At 42.3% G+C, this 15910-nt stretch carries 14 protein-coding genes; 5 read left to right on the top strand and 9 right to left on the bottom strand.

The genetic code is table 11. The features are described 5' to 3' along the window. Positions 1-65: 65 nt before the first annotated feature. From aroE to rfbC, 7 genes are all read right to left on the bottom strand, one after another. Positions 66-803 carry a shikimate dehydrogenase gene (gene aroE, locus J2X69_RS04730; RefSeq protein WP_310099226.1) on the bottom strand — a complete coding sequence of 246 codons (738 nt, stop codon included), beginning with the start codon at positions 801-803 and terminating at the stop codon, positions 66-68. Continuing rightward, entirely contained in the window at positions 800-1735 is a 936-nt protein-coding gene (locus J2X69_RS04725; RefSeq protein WP_310099223.1) for a DUF368 domain-containing protein, read from the bottom strand. The genes aroE and J2X69_RS04725 overlap by 4 nt, the downstream gene beginning before the upstream one ends. A 58-nt stretch (positions 1736-1793) precedes the next feature. Beyond that, positions 1794-2564, bottom strand: a complete 771-nt coding sequence (locus J2X69_RS04720; protein ID WP_310099221.1) for a phosphosulfolactate synthase — start codon at positions 2562-2564, stop codon at positions 1794-1796. Positions 2565-2580: 16 nt separating this feature from the next. Continuing rightward, positions 2581-3996: a tetratricopeptide repeat protein gene (locus J2X69_RS04715; protein WP_310099218.1), complete on the bottom strand. Its 1416-nt coding sequence runs from the start codon at positions 3994-3996 to the stop codon at positions 2581-2583. A 145-nt stretch (positions 3997-4141) separates the two neighbouring features. Then, on the bottom strand, positions 4142-5095 hold the full coding sequence (locus J2X69_RS04710; RefSeq protein WP_310099216.1) for an NAD-dependent epimerase/dehydratase family protein: 954 nt from the start codon (positions 5093-5095) through the stop codon (positions 4142-4144). Between the two features lie 15 nt (positions 5096-5110). Continuing rightward, positions 5111-5857 carry a CpsB/CapC family capsule biosynthesis tyrosine phosphatase gene (locus tag J2X69_RS04705; RefSeq protein ID WP_310099213.1) on the bottom strand — a complete coding sequence of 249 codons (747 nt, stop codon included), beginning with the start codon at positions 5855-5857 and terminating at the stop codon, positions 5111-5113. Beyond that, on the bottom strand, positions 5857-6408 hold the full coding sequence (gene rfbC / locus J2X69_RS04700; RefSeq protein WP_310099210.1) for a dTDP-4-dehydrorhamnose 3,5-epimerase: 552 nt from the start codon (positions 6406-6408) through the stop codon (positions 5857-5859). The genes J2X69_RS04705 and rfbC overlap by 1 nt, the downstream gene beginning before the upstream one ends. A 201-nt stretch (positions 6409-6609) precedes the next feature. Here rfbC and hflX point away from each other — a divergent pair, with 201 nt between their 5' ends. Both hflX and J2X69_RS04690 read left to right on the top strand, forming a co-directional pair. Further along, positions 6610-7860, top strand: a complete 1251-nt coding sequence (hflX, locus tag J2X69_RS04695; protein ID WP_310099206.1) for a GTPase HflX — start codon at positions 6610-6612, stop codon at positions 7858-7860. 597 nt (positions 7861-8457) lie between these two features. Next, a complete protein-coding gene (locus J2X69_RS04690) occupies positions 8458-10122 on the top strand; it encodes a PQQ-dependent sugar dehydrogenase (RefSeq protein ID WP_310099203.1) in 1665 nt (554 codons plus the stop codon). A 156-nt stretch (positions 10123-10278) separates the two neighbouring features. On the opposite strand, the gene J2X69_RS04685 is transcribed toward J2X69_RS04690, so the two are convergent. Next, positions 10279-11931 carry a M1 family metallopeptidase gene (locus tag J2X69_RS04685; protein WP_310099200.1) on the bottom strand — a complete coding sequence of 551 codons (1653 nt, stop codon included), beginning with the start codon at positions 11929-11931 and terminating at the stop codon, positions 10279-10281. A gap of 283 nt (positions 11932-12214) precedes the next feature. Between J2X69_RS04685 and J2X69_RS04680 the strand changes: the two genes are divergently transcribed. From J2X69_RS04680 to J2X69_RS04670, 3 genes are read left to right on the top strand one after another with little or no spacing between them, the layout of a single operon-like run. Further along, positions 12215-12577, top strand: a complete 363-nt coding sequence (locus tag J2X69_RS04680; RefSeq protein WP_310099198.1) for a n-acetylglutamate synthase — start codon at positions 12215-12217, stop codon at positions 12575-12577. 44 nt (positions 12578-12621) lie between these two features. After that, positions 12622-12840, top strand: a complete 219-nt coding sequence (locus J2X69_RS04675; protein ID WP_310099194.1) for a hypothetical protein — start codon at positions 12622-12624, stop codon at positions 12838-12840. Further along, the gene (locus tag J2X69_RS04670) at positions 12837-13142 is read left to right on the top strand and encodes a type II toxin-antitoxin system RelE/ParE family toxin (protein ID WP_310099191.1); all 306 of its coding nucleotides are present in this window, start codon (positions 12837-12839) and stop codon (positions 13140-13142) included. The genes J2X69_RS04675 and J2X69_RS04670 overlap by 4 nt, the downstream gene beginning before the upstream one ends. A gap of 328 nt (positions 13143-13470) precedes the next feature. Here J2X69_RS04670 and metE read toward each other — a convergent pair whose 3' ends face one another. After that, positions 13471-15798, bottom strand: coding sequence for a 5-methyltetrahydropteroyltriglutamate--homocysteine S-methyltransferase (metE, locus tag J2X69_RS04665; RefSeq protein ID WP_310099188.1), 2328 nt, complete (start codon positions 15796-15798; stop codon positions 13471-13473). Between the last annotated feature and the right edge of the window lie 112 nt (positions 15799-15910).

Below are 15910 nucleotides of genomic sequence, written 5' to 3'. Positions count from 1 at the left end.
TGATTTTTTAAGGCCATATGGAATACCTGCCTGACGGTAGGCAGGCTCGATTTCATAATTAAAAATTAAGAATTCCAGATCTCCCATGCAGCTTCTGCCTGAAGAACAAGCATTTCATGTCCATTTTTTGCTTTACCGCCTTTTGTCAAGCAGACTTTCATAAGCGCCGTTTCGGCAGGATTATATACCAAATCATAGACAAAATGCTCAGATGTAACCTGCTCCAATGGAATGGCGGGAATACCTTCCACATTGGGAAAAGTCCCCAGCGGAGTAGTGTTGACTATCAGTGTATAGTTCTTCATTATGCCGGCATCAGAAGCTAGCTCTTCATAGGTGATCCGGTCTTCATCTTCTGTACGGGACACAGACAGGAACTCAATGTCCAGATCTTTCAAAGCCTGTTTGACGGCTTTAGAAGCACCGCCTGTACCCAAGACCAAAGCCTTTGGCCTTGCCGGACCCAGCCAAGATGAAAGTGAATTCTTAAATCCTATATAATCGGTATTGTAGCCTATGCGCATTCCATCCTGAATGTGAATGCAATTGACAGCTCCGATTTCTTCACACGCTTCATCCAGATCATCCATCAAGGCGATCACATCTTCCTTGTGCGGAATGGTGACATTGATGCCTTCGATCTCAGGATTTTCACTAAGTATCGCTTCTAGAGCGTGCGCATTTGGGATATCATACAATTCATACGAACAGCCTTCAATCCCTTCTTTTTCAAATTTCTCCGTGAAATATTTCTTGGAGAACGAATGGGTAAGTGGATGTCCGATCAATCCGAATTTTCTCATGATTTCTTTAAATATGACGCAAGACGGTCGATCCCAAATACTAAAATAATCCCAAAAGCAAAGGCAGCAATTGCCACAATCAGTTTTGGTTCGAAGCCTGTTTGCTCCAGATATTCACCCGGAAATAAATTCTCCGTCAAAAATGGCTTTTCTTGTCCACTGGAAGAAGTATGATATGCAGTGACGATTTTCCAAGGCCATAGCTTATTAATAGATCCCAACATAAAACCGGACAGCAATCCAATTGTGATGGAATAGAACCGCTTCAACAGCCAAGAAATTATCCTGCTAAAGGATAATAATCCTACAATACATCCTATAGCAAAGACCGCCAATGTAATAAAATCACGCTCCGAAACTGCCTGTAAGACAGGCTCATATTTTCCTAAAATCAGCAAAATAAAACTTCCGCTAATCCCCGGCAAAATCATCGCACAAATCGCTATCGCACCGGCCACAAAGGTAAACCATAGCGCATCCGGACTACTTGTAGGTGGCAATCCGGTGATAAAATAGGCTGATATAGTACCGATAATAAGTGCTATGACTACTCCCAAACTCCATTTTTTGATGTCTTTCAATATTAGAAAGGCACTAATCAAAATCAAACCACAGAAAAAAGACCACAATGGAATGGGATGCTCAGCCATCAGGTAAGTGATAAGCTTCGAAAGCGAGAAAATACTCGTCAAAATCCCCAGAAATAGGCTAAGCAAAAACGCTCCGTTCACAGCTTGAAAAAACGCTTTGAACTCAAGCTTAAGCAATAACTTAAGGCTGTCTCCATTAAAGGAATTGATGCTTCGAAGCAATTCCTCGTAGATGCCGGTGATCAGCGCAATCGAACCGCCGGAAACTCCCGGTACTATGTCTGCTGCTCCCATGCCCATACCCTTCAGGTAGATAAGTACATATTTTCTGATAGAATCCATGGTCAAAAATAAAGGCTGATCGGAATATTCCAATCAGCCTATAGTAAGTTGAGTAGTATTACAATTTGATTTCTCCCAAAAAGTGATCGAATGTATCGCCTCTTAGGCCCAGTCGAATAGTCTCCAAAGGAATGATTTCAGAAGGACTGATATTTCCCAGGTTCACATTTGCGCCGATCAACTTGATAAACCACACTTGCTGAGATTTGATTGGAGCCTCCCAAATAATCCTTTCTTCAGGAATCTGAGTTAGAATTTCCTCTACCAGCCCCTGTCTTACTTCACCTGAATCTCTGAAAAGACCTACGTTTCCGCCTTCTCTGGCTTCACCGATTACCTTCCAGGCACCGGCATCCAATTCTGTCTGCATCTGCTCTATCCACTTATAGGGAGGGATGATTTTGGCGGCATCCTTAGATCCTACTTCTGATAGTACGGTTACTTGCTTTGCCAGTGTAGAGATGTATTCACACTTCTTGTCGTGGTTCAGGGAAATAGATCCATCTGAAACCTCAGCGAAGGAAAGATCATATTTATCCAATACTTTTCTGTAATCGTCAAACTGACCCCTTACAATAAAAGCTTCGAACAATGTACCTCCGAGGTAAACAGGAATGCCTGCTGCCTTATAAATAGCTAGTTTCTCCGTTAGGTTTTTGGTCACATACGATGTAGCCCACCCCAGCTTTACTATATCTACAAAATCGGAACAACTATCAACAAAATCTTCTGTGGCACGTAGGCTTAAGCCTTTGTCCATGGCCATGGTAAATCCCTTGGTTCGCGGCTTTTCAGTCCGAACGGGGATATTATTCAGCTCATAATTCATTAGCGAGGTTTTAATGTTAAGACTCGAGATTTTCCTCTCGATATTGGGCAATAATCTTGTATAAAGCCTTTTGCTGTTTGAGCTCAGGCATCAAATCATACATGATGGTATGCTTTTCAAAGTTCAAAGTTAACCCATTTTCCAAAAATGAAAACGCCTCTTTGTAATTGCCCATTTTGATTAGGTACACTACCAAGCGATAATATAGCTCTGCTTCTTCCGGCAGTTCCTCTATTCCCTCTCTTGTCACATCAATTGCCTCTTCGAAGCGATTTTGCTCAAAATAGATAAGTGCCAGATTCACATAGGTTTCCAGAATACCAGACTCCAGATTGATCGCTTCTTCGTATGCTTCGGAGCTGGCTTGCATATTTCCCAAATTAAATTCAGCATCTGCCAGACCTACCCAATAATTTGAGTTTTCTTTTGTAAGATTTAATGCTTTTTTGAAATAATGTATGGCTTCAAAGAATTTCTCCTTCTTTAGCATGCACATTCCCAAGCCAAACCATGCATCATCATACTCTTCATCAAATTTGGCTGACTTCTTAAAATATTTGAAAGCTTCATCGATTTTGTCCAGCTTCTCATACGCAGCACCCATATAACAGCAATTCTCTGCATTTGCTCCCTCGCAGTTAATTGTGTTTTGGTAAGCTTCCAGAGCCAACTCATACTGCTGGGTGTTCATCAGTGCATTGCCCAGATTGAAATAGGCCGAGGCAAACGCATCATCGATCAATATTGCATAATCATATGCTTTGATCGCATCCTCAAATCTACCTAGACGATTATACACGACCCCCAGATTGTACCAGGCGCCGGCACTGTAAGGATCTTGATCGATGAATTCCTGATAAAAATCCAGAATTTCATCAAAAGATCCTTCTTCCTCGGTAATCATCGCCAGCTGGAAAAGCGCATCTTCGTGATTGATGCGATTCTTTACCGCTTCTTTGAAGTAATAGCTCGCTTTTTCATTGTTGTTTTGGACGCGATATAGATTCCCCAAGGAATAAAATACCTCCGCCTTATCTTCGGCCAATGGAAGAAAATTCTCCAATAAGTCTACCCCATCCTGCGGTGTTCCTGCCAAAATGTAGGCGTTAGCCAATGCAAGAATTATCTCCTCATTATTTGGAGATATATTATTGATGTTCTCCAAGATACCCAGTCCTTCTTCCAACTCATCATTGAAAATCAGGCATTGAGCTTTCAGAAGTTTTATTTCCACAGAAAACGGAAATCTTTCCAAGGAGAACTCTGATGCCCGGAGTGCCTTTAAAAATTTCTGTTGATCAAAGTAAAAACGGATGATGTCTTCCAATTCTTCCTCTTCAAAGTAAAGGTCCAGATTGGATTGCAGGGAATTTTCAAATCGCTCTACCAGCTTCTTGTCATTTTCCCAATCGTGATCGTGATCTCCGGTCATTAGGATGTGTTATGGTTTATTTAAGTTACCAATTAATTCGGTCTCTCAAAATCTCGATTTGTTAAAATTTATTTTCCTCCTTCGGAGCTATGTAATGATCTCTTCTCGGAGCTTTCTGATGAAACGAATGAGATCAAAAATAAGTTTACTTTGACCAATTTAAGGTTTCATCCAAGCTGCGATAGCTGCTTCCAAGCAGTTTGTTAACTTTAGTATTATCGAAAAACACCTTTTGCTGTGATATCATCGCCGTCTTCTTGTTGAGCGGGCTTTTGCTCAGACCTATTTTCCTGAAAATTGCATTGAAAAACACTGCCGCTCTTAGCATGATAGGGCTTACCGGTTTGGAAGGGGCTTTTTTACCAAATACTGCCGCCATTTTCTCAAAGAACTCCCTGTACGAAATCTGCTCCTTGTTTAGGATAAACCGCTCACCCCACGCTTCTTTTTCCACTAATTCTCTGACTTGTCCTGCAGCATCCCGTACATCTATGTAGTTCAGATCCCCTTTTGGGTAATAGGAATTTTCTTCCAACACATAATGGTAAATGTCTGAAGAACTTCTGGCATCACTGATTCTTCCCAATAATATGGAAGGATTGACCACAAGTAGGTCCAAACCTTCCTGCTCACCTCTCCAAGCCTCCAATTCTGCCAAATATTTGGAAACCCCATAATCGGTATTGAGTGGAGATTCTACCCATTTGAAATTCTCATCGAGCTGCAACAGCTCCGGACTTCTTCCGATCGCAGCTACAGAGCTTACATGAACCAGTTTTTTTACCCCTGTATTCAGCATGGCATTGACAAGGTTCGTAGTCCCGTCCACATTGGTACGGTGCAGGCTTTCTTCATCATGAGCATCAAAAGAGACTTTTCCGGCAGCATGAACCACCAAATCCATTCCCTCCAGTGATTCCTCCAGTGATTCAATATCAGAAAGTTCACCTTCATGCCAGATGATAGGAAATCCTACTCCTTCCAGCAGTCTGGATGAGGAATCAATTCTGCGAAAACCGTGAATCTCTCCAAGCGAAGCAAATTCCTTAGCCAAATAGCTCCCAAATAGACCTGTAATACCTGTGATGAGAATTTTCATTGGCTTATCCACAAATCAAAGAGAGGAATTAAGCACATTGAGTTCCTTGATTCTGCTGTATAGTTTAGACTTAGGCAAAGCCTCCATCATATCCAAGTAACGTGGATTGTGGCAATCTGTGCCAAAAAACCTAACTAGACCTCTTTCTACAAGCATTTCACCAAAATCCTTCACCGGTTTTGAGTAAAAGCCCGTCAAAGACAATAAATTGAGCTGAAAAAGAATCTTTCTATCAGTCAGATCCTGAAGTAATCCCTTATCGCCAATTAAATATTGATAGCGCTCCGGATGTGCTAGAATCGGTCTATAACCGGCCATTTCCAATTGGAAAATTATCTCCAACAGCATCTGCGGCTTATTGATAAAACCCGTCTCTACCAAAATATAATTATCTCCGAAAGTCAGAACCTGCTCTCCGTTTTTAATTTTCTCCAAGAAAATCTCATCCATGTAATATTCAGCGGCGGCATCGATTTCTATGGAAATCCCTTCTTTCGCCACCGCTCTACGGAGATCCTCCAGCCCCATGCTGATAATCTCAGGCGTATTTCTATAGTACTCCGACATAATGTGGGGAGTAGTAATTATTTTACGCAAGCCGTAGTCAGAAAGCCTTTTGATCAGATGAAGAGATTCTTCCATGGTCTTGGATCCATCATCGATCCCGGGTATCAGATGCGAATGCATATCCACTTCTAACCAACTCAGGTCAAAGTCTTCTTGTACTTCTGGCTTTTTCTTAAAAAGATCCAAAAAACCCATTACAATCCTCCTTCACTAGTTTTAAATTCTTCCAAAGTAGGCCAAACGGCATCCTTATCAGAGGTAATCGGCTCAGCTATTTGCCAGTCAATCCCTAACGCAGGATCATTCCAAAGGATTCCTCCTTCACTTTCCTTGTTGTAATAATTGGAACACTTATATGCGAAAATAGAATCTTCCAACACTGAAAATCCATGTGCAAACCCAGTCGGGACATACATCAGGTTATTTCTGTCGGCATCAAGAACAGTGGAATACTTCTCACCGAAAGTAAGAGAGCCTCTTCTCAAGTCTACAATCACATCCAAAACTTTGCCCTGAATCACGCGCACCAACTTCGCCTGAGCGAATTCTCCACGCTGGAAATGCAATCCACGAACTGTTCCTTTCTGAGAAAAGCTCTGATTATCCTGGACCCATCCATGGTTCACTCCTGCCGATTGTAACCAATCTGCTCTATAGGATTCAAAGAAATAACCTCTTTGATCTTCGAAAACTCTAGGGAAAATCTCTAATACACCCGCTAGAGGTGCTTTTTTTACTTGGGCCATCTAGGTATATGTTGGTTCCGGAATTAAAAGGCAAAATAACCACCCCTCAAAGGACTATCCTAATCAAGTCTAAGGAAATATGTCGAACTTTGTGCCATCTTTTCGCACAATTCGAAAAAACATGGCTTCAAATTACTATTTCTACGCAAATAGGAAACTAAATCCCGGTATTTCGCATTGTTTTGACATAGCATTTAACTTATGAGTAAACATTCCCGCAAACTTCAAAAACTATACGATACAGCTGAGAAAGAAGAAACTGCCATCTTAGTAAGTGTAGTCCGCCAGTATCAAACCGATCAGCAGACGGAGGAGTACTTGGATGAACTTGCATTTTTGACAGAGACTCTAGGAGCAAAGACAGTATATCGCTTTACCCAGAAAATGGAAAAGCCCGATATCAAAACTTTTGTAGGCTCCGGTAAGCTTGAGGAAATCCAGGCATATATCAAGCATTTCGAAGTAGATATGGTCATTTTTGATGACGATCTTTCCCCTTCTCAGATGAGAAATCTAGAGAATGAACTGAAGGTGACGATCTACGATAGATCACTTCTGATTTTGGATATTTTCTTACAAAGAGCCCAAACTGCCCAAGCCAAAACTCAGGTAGAATTGGCTCGCTTCCAATACTTATTGCCACGATTGACTAACCTATGGACTCACTTGGAGCGTCAGAGAGGTGGTACTACTACCCGTGGTGGGGCCGGTGAAAAAGAAATCGAAACGGATAAACGTGATATCAGAAACAGGATCACACTTCTCAAAGAAAAACTCCGGGAAATAGAGAAGCAGGGTGAAACCCAGCGCAAAGGCAGAAAAGGGATCGTTCGGGTGGCTGTAGTGGGTTATACCAACGTGGGTAAAAGCACGCTGATGAACCTCATCACCAAGACAAATATTCTGGCCGAAAACAAGCTCTTCGCCACCGTGGATTCCACTGTCAGAAAAGTTGTACTTGAAAATGTACCCTTCCTTCTTTCGGATACCGTCGGATTCATCCGGAAACTCCCCACACACTTAATTGCGGCTTTCAAATCCACCTTGGATGAAATTCGGGAAGCAGACTTACTTGTGCATGTGGTGGATATTTCCCACCCTCATTTCGAAGACCACATTGCCGTAGTCACTCAGACACTGAATGAAATCAAAGCAGGCGACAAACCTATTTTGCTTGTCTTCAACAAAATAGATTTGGTAGAAACCATGCCAAGTGAGGAAGAAAGCATGAAAATGACTGAACTGGAATTGGAAGAAGCCAATTTTGTGGATTTTGATGCGTTGGCAGAAGCTTATGAGAAGAAAACCGGAATTCCTCCTGTGTTTATGGCTGCTGTAAGTGGGCAGAATGTAGCTGAATTTCGCCAGGCTTTGATTACGGAAGTGAAAAAGCAACATCGAAAAATATACCCCAATTACTTGGAGGATGAAACATTCACCTTGGAAGGATAAGATGAATTTCTAGAGGCTGTCTCCTATTATGTTTTCTTGTCAGGCTGAGTAAGAAAAATTTAAGATTTACAAATGAATAATGACGGAAAGTGATGTAGAAATAAAGTTGGGTCACCCTGAGCGGAGTCGAAGGGTCCTCGACTCCGCTCGGACTGACACAACATTTGCACGCTTTTTTGAATTCCGTCATTGGTAGCAGCTTGCCTCGCCTTGGCGGGAAGTCGAAGCCTTTCATGTGACAATTAAACTCATTTTGACTTCCTGCCCTCCGGGAGGCGGGCGCTCAACCTGCCTGACGGCAGTCAGGTGTGACAATTATAAGCTATGAGACAGCCACTTTTTTCTGAAGGTCTGGGAATAACTACCTGTAAGGACTTTTCTTGGGTATGCTCTCACCTGCAAATTGCATCTGCGATAGTCATAGTAAAAACAAATGAGTCGCACGCGCCGCATTTCGGATTATTTTGAATATTCCCAAGATTCCAAAGTAAATACAGCTTTCTGAAAAATTCTCCCACTAAAAAGACAATACAGGATAGATAAACCAATTATATCAATTTGTTTGGTGCCATCGGGTAAAACCATTAATTAGCACCAATGAAAAATTTGATATTTCTTTTTATTGCTCTTGTCATCATGTTTTCCTGTTCGAAGAAACGTGAATTTGGAAGCGAAATAAGTACTGATTCAGAGCAAATCCAGAGAGGAAAGGTACTTTTTGAAAATAACTGCAGCACCTGTCACAGTTTCCAACAAAATGGAATCGGCCCCAATCTAAGCGGAGTAACCCATCATGTAGAGACTAAGTGGGTCAGAAATTTCATCAAAGATCCTTCTGCAATTATCGCCTCCGGAGATTCCCGCGCACTCAGTTTGGTGGAAAAGTACAAAACCCATATGCCTCCTTTCGCAGGACTTTCTGAAGGGGAAATTGATGCCTTGTTAAGTTACCTTCACACATATGAAGCACTTCCTGACACCGTACCGATCTTAGGTCTTGAGGATCCTATCCCGGACAGTATTCCGGATTCAGGGATACGGTTAGAGATAGAGTATTTTGCGCAGCTTCCTGCCTCAGACCAAAAAGCACCTATGGCTAAAATGACAAAAATGGAAGCTGAGAATAATTCGGGACGGCTTTTTATCAATGACCAGCGTGTAGGATTGTATGAATTGATTGGGGGAAAACCGACTCTTTATCTTCCCATAGCTGAGCTAAAACCCAATCTGGTAAGCCAGCCGGGATGGGCAACCGGCTTGGGCAGCTTTACTTTCCACCCTGAATTCACTGAGAATGGAATATTCTATACCGCACATACTGAGGCAGGAGGCACGGAAAAAGCCGATTACAGCTATCCGGACAGCATCCGCCATTTTATGCAATGGGTGCTGACGGAATGGAAAGCCGAAGATCCCAATGCTGCAAAATTCAAAGGAACCAACCGGGAAATGGTTCGGGTGGATATACCTTCTCAGGCACACGGTATGCAGGAAATCACCTTTAATCCCCGCTCCAAAAAAAGTGCTGATGATTATGGCCTGCTATATATCGGCTTTGGGGACGGTGGGCTGACGGAGCAGGGATTTGCCCATATTTCTGATAGTAGAGGGGATAATATTTATAGCAGCATTCTGAGAATCAATCCTCTGGGCAACAACAGTGTAAACGGTGCTTATGGCATTCCCCCTTCCAATCCTTTTGCCGGTAAAGAAGGCAAAGCCGGCGAAGTATATGCGTACGGCTTCCGAAATCCCAATCGCATCTTCTGGAATTCGGATGGAAATATGTTTGCAACAGATATAGGACAGCATTCTATAGAGGAACTTAATAAAATAGAGTCCGGAAAGTTCTACGGATGGCCGATTAGAGAAGGGCGTTTTGTAATCAACCCTTATGGTAAATTCAACGAGATTTTTCCTCTTGAAGAAGATGATGAAAAAATCGGTGCCACTTATCCTGAGATCCAACTGGATCATGATGAGATAGCCGCTATTTTTGCCGGATATGAGATGCCTTACGGCAAGCTGAAAGGCAAGTTAATCTTTGGTGATATTCCTTCAGGAAGACTGCTTTTCGCAGACCTGAAGGATCTCGGCAATATGAAAGTCCAAAGCTGGGGTGTGCTTTTCGAAGGGAAAGAAGTCACTCTACAGGAACTAGTGGAAAATGACAGAGTGGACCTCAAATTTGGTCAAGATGCCGATAAAAATGTCTATATCATGAGCAAAACAAACGGTAAGATCTATAAGATCAAGGAATAGAAATCGTCGAACTGAAATAAGAAGAAGCTGTCTCAAAAGTACCCGTCGTTGCGATCCGCCACAGGCGGAGAAGCAATCTTGTTATAAGTACATTGAGATTACTTCCTTTCACTCGTAATGACGGGGAAATTTGACATTTGAGACAGCCGCTTTTTATTAATTCCCCGAGATATTCATCGTTCCTACATAATAGTTTTCATCCACACTGATCTTTGCATTTTTCTGAGGCACGTCCACTGATTGCCAGTTTTGAGTTGGAATCAACCCCATTTCTTTACCATCGACATAGATTTTTACAGGCATTTCGAAGCCGTCAACCACATTTTCCCATCGGTAATACAACTCGCCATCTTTCAGATTATAGCTAAAAATCGGGATGCGGATATCTCTCAAGTATTGATCAAAAACCGGTTTAAGATTGATCCCCGCTTTTTGTATGATGTAATTTTCTATTTGGCGGGTGGAAACAGTCTTATGGTAAAACTCAGAGTTCAATCCGCGCAAAATTGATCTCCACTTCTCGTCGTCATTGATGATCTGACGAAGTGTATGAAGCATATTAGCACCTTTGTAGTACATATCACCCGATCCTTCAGAGTTGACATTATAGATACCAATGATGGGACTGTCATTGTTGATCGCCATTCTTGTTCCCAACACGTATTCTTTGCTTGCTTCCTTTCCATAGAAATAATCCAGAAAAAGATTCTCCGAATAGGCCGTGAAACTCTCATGTATCCACATATCGGCTACATCCCGGTAGGTGATGTTATTGGCAAACCATTCGTGACCTGACTCATGAATGATGATAAAATCAAACTTCATTCCCCAGCCGGTACCGCTCAGATCACGGCCTAAGTAGCCGTTCTCAAAGTTATTGCCATAAGTCACCGAGCTCTGGTGCTCCATACCCAAGTAAGGTGCTTCCACCAGCTTGTAGCTATCCTCATAGAATGGATATGGTCCAAACCAATGCTCAAATGCTTCCATCAACCTAGGTGCATCTGCAAATTGCTTTTTGGCTTTCTTTAGATTATCCCTGAGCACGTAATAATCCATATCCAGTTCGCCCTTTTCACCTGCGTATTTTTCACCGAAGTGGACATAATCACCCACGTTGATATTGATGCCGTAATTGTTGATTGGATTTTTCACTTCCCAGTGATAGGTCTTGGTCTTGGCGGCTTTATCATGATCTGTCCCGATCAGCCGACCGTTGGAGACATCCATCAGATTCTCGGGTACCGTCACACTAAGTAAAACTCCTTGGTCAGGTTCGTCATAGCCATGGTCTTTATTCGGCCACCAGATGCTGGCCCCTATTCCCTGATTGGCATTGGCAATAAATGGCAAGCCATTATTATCGGTTTTCCAAGCCAATCCTCCATCCCAGGGAGGGCGAACCGCCTCCACCGGCTTTCCTGAAAAAGTCAATACCACTTCTTTTTCTTCCCCCACATTTTGCGCTGCTTGCAACGTAATGAAATGTGCATTTCCATCGTGTTCGATTTCCAGTTGAGTTCCATCTTGCTCTGCATTCGTCAGCTGCATAGGTGCCTGCAAGTCGATTTGCATGCGCTTCAGTGGCTCCAGCACTTTGTACAGAACGGTGTTTTTCCCCGAAAGCGACTTGGTATCAGGATCTACTTTTACTTCCAAATGATAATGCTGCAAGTCCCACCAAGCCCGCTCAGGAGTAATTGTGCCGCGTAGCGTATCCTGTCTGGTAAAAGTTTCACCATGGGGGAACATTTGTGCTTGGGCACTGAGGCAAAATAGAAGGCAAAGACTAACAAGTATGGCTCTCATAGGGAAGTTGAAATTAGGGATTTGAACTTACAAGATACCGGGAAGGATTAATTGAAAAACCATAATTTTCCACGAAAGGACTTAATTTTAGTAAAAATTCTATGATTATCCGCAATGATACCAGTAGCCATATTTTCCTTGCTTTATTGGCTGGAAGACCGATGACAGATGACCGAAGCAGCCTCCTCGTCCCGATGGCTATCGAGATTACCAAATCTTATATCGCTTTTGCTTCCTTACCGGTAGAAAAGCGGATATACAGTAAAAATTTTAACCTCAACTTATGCAAAATCCAGATGAATCGATGCTAATCAATTATAACAACCGTTCTTTCCGTGCTGTACAAAACACCGAAAATGGAGAAACGTCTGCAGAGACTATTTTTCGCTATAAGCAGGATGCCAATATTCTAACTGCCGAATATGCCGGCGGGAAAATCCTAAAAGGACATCTGATAGGTTTGGTGGACGAGTCCGGAAACATCAATATGCGTTATCATCAAGTGAATGAGAAAGGCGAATTGATGACTGGGATTTGCCATTCTAAACCTGAAATCTTGGAAAACGGTAAAATCCGTCTTCACGAAACTTGGGAATGGACTTCGGGTGATCGCTCAAAAGGAGAGTCGGTTATCGAGGAGATTTGATTGAGAAAAATGGTTAACTTACAGAAGCTCAAATGTAAATGGTTATGAATAAGGAAAAATTGAAGTCGGATATATATTCCATGATAGCGGATGTGGAGAGCGAAGAATGGCTTGAAGAAATCAAACTATTTTTGTCCAATCGAGCAGACTATGAGGCAAGATTAAATTCTATAGCACAGGTAAGCGAGGAGGATATAAAATATGGTAGAGTAATGGATATTGAGGAAATAAAGAAAAGAATTTTCCGCAAACTACATAAATGAAAATCCATTTTACGGAGGAAGCTTGGAATTCACTAGATAAAACGACTGACTTCTATCTTTTCGAACTTGAAATACCTGCCTTCATTGTAGATAAAATTGTTAGAGAATTATTAAAAAAAGTACAACTACTGGTTGAAAATCCATATTTGGGCCAGAAGGAGCCATTCTTATCTCATTTGGGCAAAAATCATCGCCGTATCTTTTACATGAATATTAAAATAATTTATAGAATTGAAGAGGATAAGCTATATATAACTGATTTCTTCGACTCTCGACAAAATCCCTCAAAAATGAAATTCTGACTACCAAGAGAGACTTCTTTTAAAGGCAATTGAAGGGGAAGAAGATATCTAATACGGAAGATTATTGGATCTGGAAGAAGTAAAATTAAAGCTTTTTGAAAAATTGAAATCACGATCAGAAGATGTGAAAAACGGGAAACTTATCACCCAGAAGGATTTAGATAAAGAGTCTGAAATCTGGTAAAAGAGTTGTCTGGCCTTCTATGACAAAAAGCGATTCAAAACAAGTACCTCAATGATTAACCTGCGTTCTCTGCGAAAACCTCCGTGCTCACCGCGGTTAGAAAAAATCGCCCAGCGGAATCCCCATCCGCCAGGCAACTTGTTTTTAGCTCACAGGCTCAGTCACTGCTTCACGCAGTTTCTTTGCGGCAGACACCATTTCGATCAGTGCCTTTCTGGTTTCTTCCCAGTGTCGGGTTTTTAAGCCACAATCCGGATTCACCCATAGATTTGCCGCAGGAATTACTGCCTTAGCTTTTTCCATTAATGCAATCATTTCGGCTTTAGAGGGCACCCGTGGCGAGTGAATATCATAGACTCCCGGGCCAATTTCATTTGGATAATTAAACTCCGCAAAAGCATCCAATAACTCCATTTGAGACCTAGAACATTCTATAGTAATCACGTCCGCATCCATGTCAGCGATGTTCTGGATGATGTCATTGAATTCCGAATAGCACATGTGCGTGTGGATCTGGGTTTCGTCTTTCACCCCGCTGGCGGAAATTCTAAACGCACGAACGGCCCATTCCAAGTAATTCTGCCAATCAGCTTTACGAAGCGGAAGCCCTTCTCTGATCGCAGGTTCATCGATCTGAATTACGCCGATTCCGGCCTTTTCCAAATCCACTACTTCGTCACGGATAGCCAAAGCAATCTGAGTACACGTTTGGGATCTAGGCTGATCATTACGCACAAAACTCCACTGCAGGATCGTCACCGGCCCTGTTAACATTCCCTTTACAGGTTTGTCAGTAAGAGACTGGGCAAAAGCCGACCAACGTACCGTCATCGGCTCAGGTCTGTATACATCGCCGTAGATAATCGGTGGCTTCACACAGCGGCTTCCATAGCTCTGCACCCAGCCAAACTTGGTAAAAGCAAACCCGGCCAATTGCTCGCCGAAATACTCAACCATATCATTACGCTCAAATTCACCATGCACGAGCACATCCATCCCGATTTCTTCCTGCCACAGGATCGAATCTTTGGTCTCATCTTCCAAGAGCTTTTCATAAGCTTCCTTGGTCAAATCGCCTTTCTTAAATCTAGCTCTCCAAGAACGTACTTCTGTAGTCTGTGGAAAAGAGCCAATCGTAGTAGTGGGAAAAAGTGGGAGATTTAGCGACGCTTTTTGCTTGGATTGGCGGCTTGAGAAGTTACTTTCACGCTGATCATCGGTTTTTGCGATGGATTTCACCCGATCTTTGACCTGCGGGTTGTGGATAAGAGTTGAGGATTTTCGGCTGGCGATGGCTACCACATTTTGCGAAAAATCCTCCAAAACCTGTATGTCTTTATCATTTTCTACCAACTTTTTCAGGATCACAATCTCAGCGATTTTCTGCTTCGCAAAAGCCAACCATTGCTTTACTTCAGCCGGAAGAGTTTCTTCATTTGTCTCCAAATCCAAATCGCACGGTGAATGGATCAGCGAACAGGAAGGTGCTATCCAAATACGGTCAGCGCCGATTTTGTCAATTACTTTATTGATCTGAGAAAGAGAGTTCTGAAAGTCATTCTTCCAGATATTTCTTCCATCCACTACTCCCAATGACAAGTTGACGTTGGCTTTCAATTTTCCCGAATCCAGAATATCATCCAATTGGGACGGACAACGCACCAAATCCAAGTGCAACGTATGAACCGGAAGAGAAAGTGCGATTTCGAGATTTTCCCCGAAACAGTCGAAATAGTTGGCAAGGATAATTTTGAGAGAAGGAAATGCCTTTTTTATCTCCTCATAGACGTATGAAAATGCCTTTTTCTCCTTTTCGGTAAGATCCATTGCCAAGAATGGTTCGTCAAACTGCACAAATTCTACATGAAGAGCGTCAAGCTTTTTCAATATTTCCAAGTAAACAGGAAGGAGGTTTTTGATCAGATCAATCCGCTCAAAACCTTCTTCTTTTTCTTTACCCAAAAGTAAATATGAGACAGGTCCGATCAGGACAGGCTTGGTCAAAATCCCAAGCTGTTTTGCTTCGGAAAATTCCTTGATGACTTTGGTGGAGAACAGTTTAAACTCCTGATTTTTGGTAAACTCAGGAACAATGTAATGGTAATTCGTATCAAACCATTTGGTCATCTCCATCGCGGTGATGTCCAAACCATTTTGCTGATAGCCACGGGCCATCGCAAAATACAAGTCCAGTTCATTTCCACCTTTCTGCAAAATCACCTCATGATAGCGCTCAGGAATGGCGCCTACCATCAGAGACATATCCAAGACTTGGTCATAGAAGGAAAAATCATTGGAGGGTACCAATTCGATTCCGGCATCCTTTTGAAGTTTCCAGTTGCCCTTGCGAATACTTTCTCCCGCAGTGAGCAGGTCAGAAAGTGTGATTTTACCTGACCAATACTGTTCACAGGCTTTTTTAAGTTCTCGGTGGCTACCAATTCGCGGATAGCCAAGATTATGCGTCTGCATCTCTTTTAACTGTTAATGATGAATAATTAGTTAAAAGCTCTTTGGCTTGATTTCACCATGCAGGCAAATTCGGCAATCGGAAAAGTGAAATACGCACATAGAAGGTCAAGTC

Source organism: Algoriphagus sp. 4150, from assembly GCF_031457395.1.
Taxonomy (GTDB): Bacteria; Bacteroidota; Bacteroidia; order Cytophagales; family Cyclobacteriaceae; genus Algoriphagus.
This window is presented reverse-complemented; position numbering and strand designations above follow the sequence as displayed.

What these genes read in the sequence shown, in the direction of transcription:
- aroE (WP_310099226.1), bottom strand. Translation starts at nt 803, where the DNA reads ATGAGAAAATTCGGATTGATCGGACATCCACTTACCCATTCGTTCTCC.
- J2X69_RS04725 (WP_310099223.1), bottom strand. Translation starts at nt 1,735, where the DNA reads ATGGATTCTATCAGAAAATATGTACTTATCTACCTGAAGGGTATGGGC.
- J2X69_RS04720 (WP_310099221.1), bottom strand. Translation starts at nt 2,564, where the DNA reads ATGAATTATGAGCTGAATAATATCCCCGTTCGGACTGAAAAGCCGCGA.
- J2X69_RS04715 (WP_310099218.1), bottom strand. Translation starts at nt 3,996, where the DNA reads ATGACCGGAGATCACGATCACGATTGGGAAAATGACAAGAAGCTGGTA.
- J2X69_RS04710 (WP_310099216.1), bottom strand. Translation starts at nt 5,095, where the DNA reads ATGAAAATTCTCATCACAGGTATTACAGGTCTATTTGGGAGCTATTTG.
- J2X69_RS04705 (WP_310099213.1), bottom strand. Translation starts at nt 5,857, where the DNA reads ATGGGTTTTTTGGATCTTTTTAAGAAAAAGCCAGAAGTACAAGAAGAC.
- rfbC (WP_310099210.1), bottom strand. Translation starts at nt 6,408, where the DNA reads ATGGCCCAAGTAAAAAAAGCACCTCTAGCGGGTGTATTAGAGATTTTC.
- hflX (WP_310099206.1), top strand. Translation starts at nt 6,610, where the DNA reads ATGAGTAAACATTCCCGCAAACTTCAAAAACTATACGATACAGCTGAG.
- J2X69_RS04690 (WP_310099203.1), top strand. Translation starts at nt 8,458, where the DNA reads ATGAAAAATTTGATATTTCTTTTTATTGCTCTTGTCATCATGTTTTCC.
- J2X69_RS04685 (WP_310099200.1), bottom strand. Translation starts at nt 11,931, where the DNA reads ATGAGAGCCATACTTGTTAGTCTTTGCCTTCTATTTTGCCTCAGTGCC.
- J2X69_RS04680 (WP_310099198.1), top strand. Translation starts at nt 12,215, where the DNA reads ATGCAAAATCCAGATGAATCGATGCTAATCAATTATAACAACCGTTCT.
- J2X69_RS04675 (WP_310099194.1), top strand. Translation starts at nt 12,622, where the DNA reads ATGAATAAGGAAAAATTGAAGTCGGATATATATTCCATGATAGCGGAT.
- J2X69_RS04670 (WP_310099191.1), top strand. Translation starts at nt 12,837, where the DNA reads ATGAAAATCCATTTTACGGAGGAAGCTTGGAATTCACTAGATAAAACG.
- metE (WP_310099188.1), bottom strand. Translation starts at nt 15,798, where the DNA reads ATGCAGACGCATAATCTTGGCTATCCGCGAATTGGTAGCCACCGAGAA.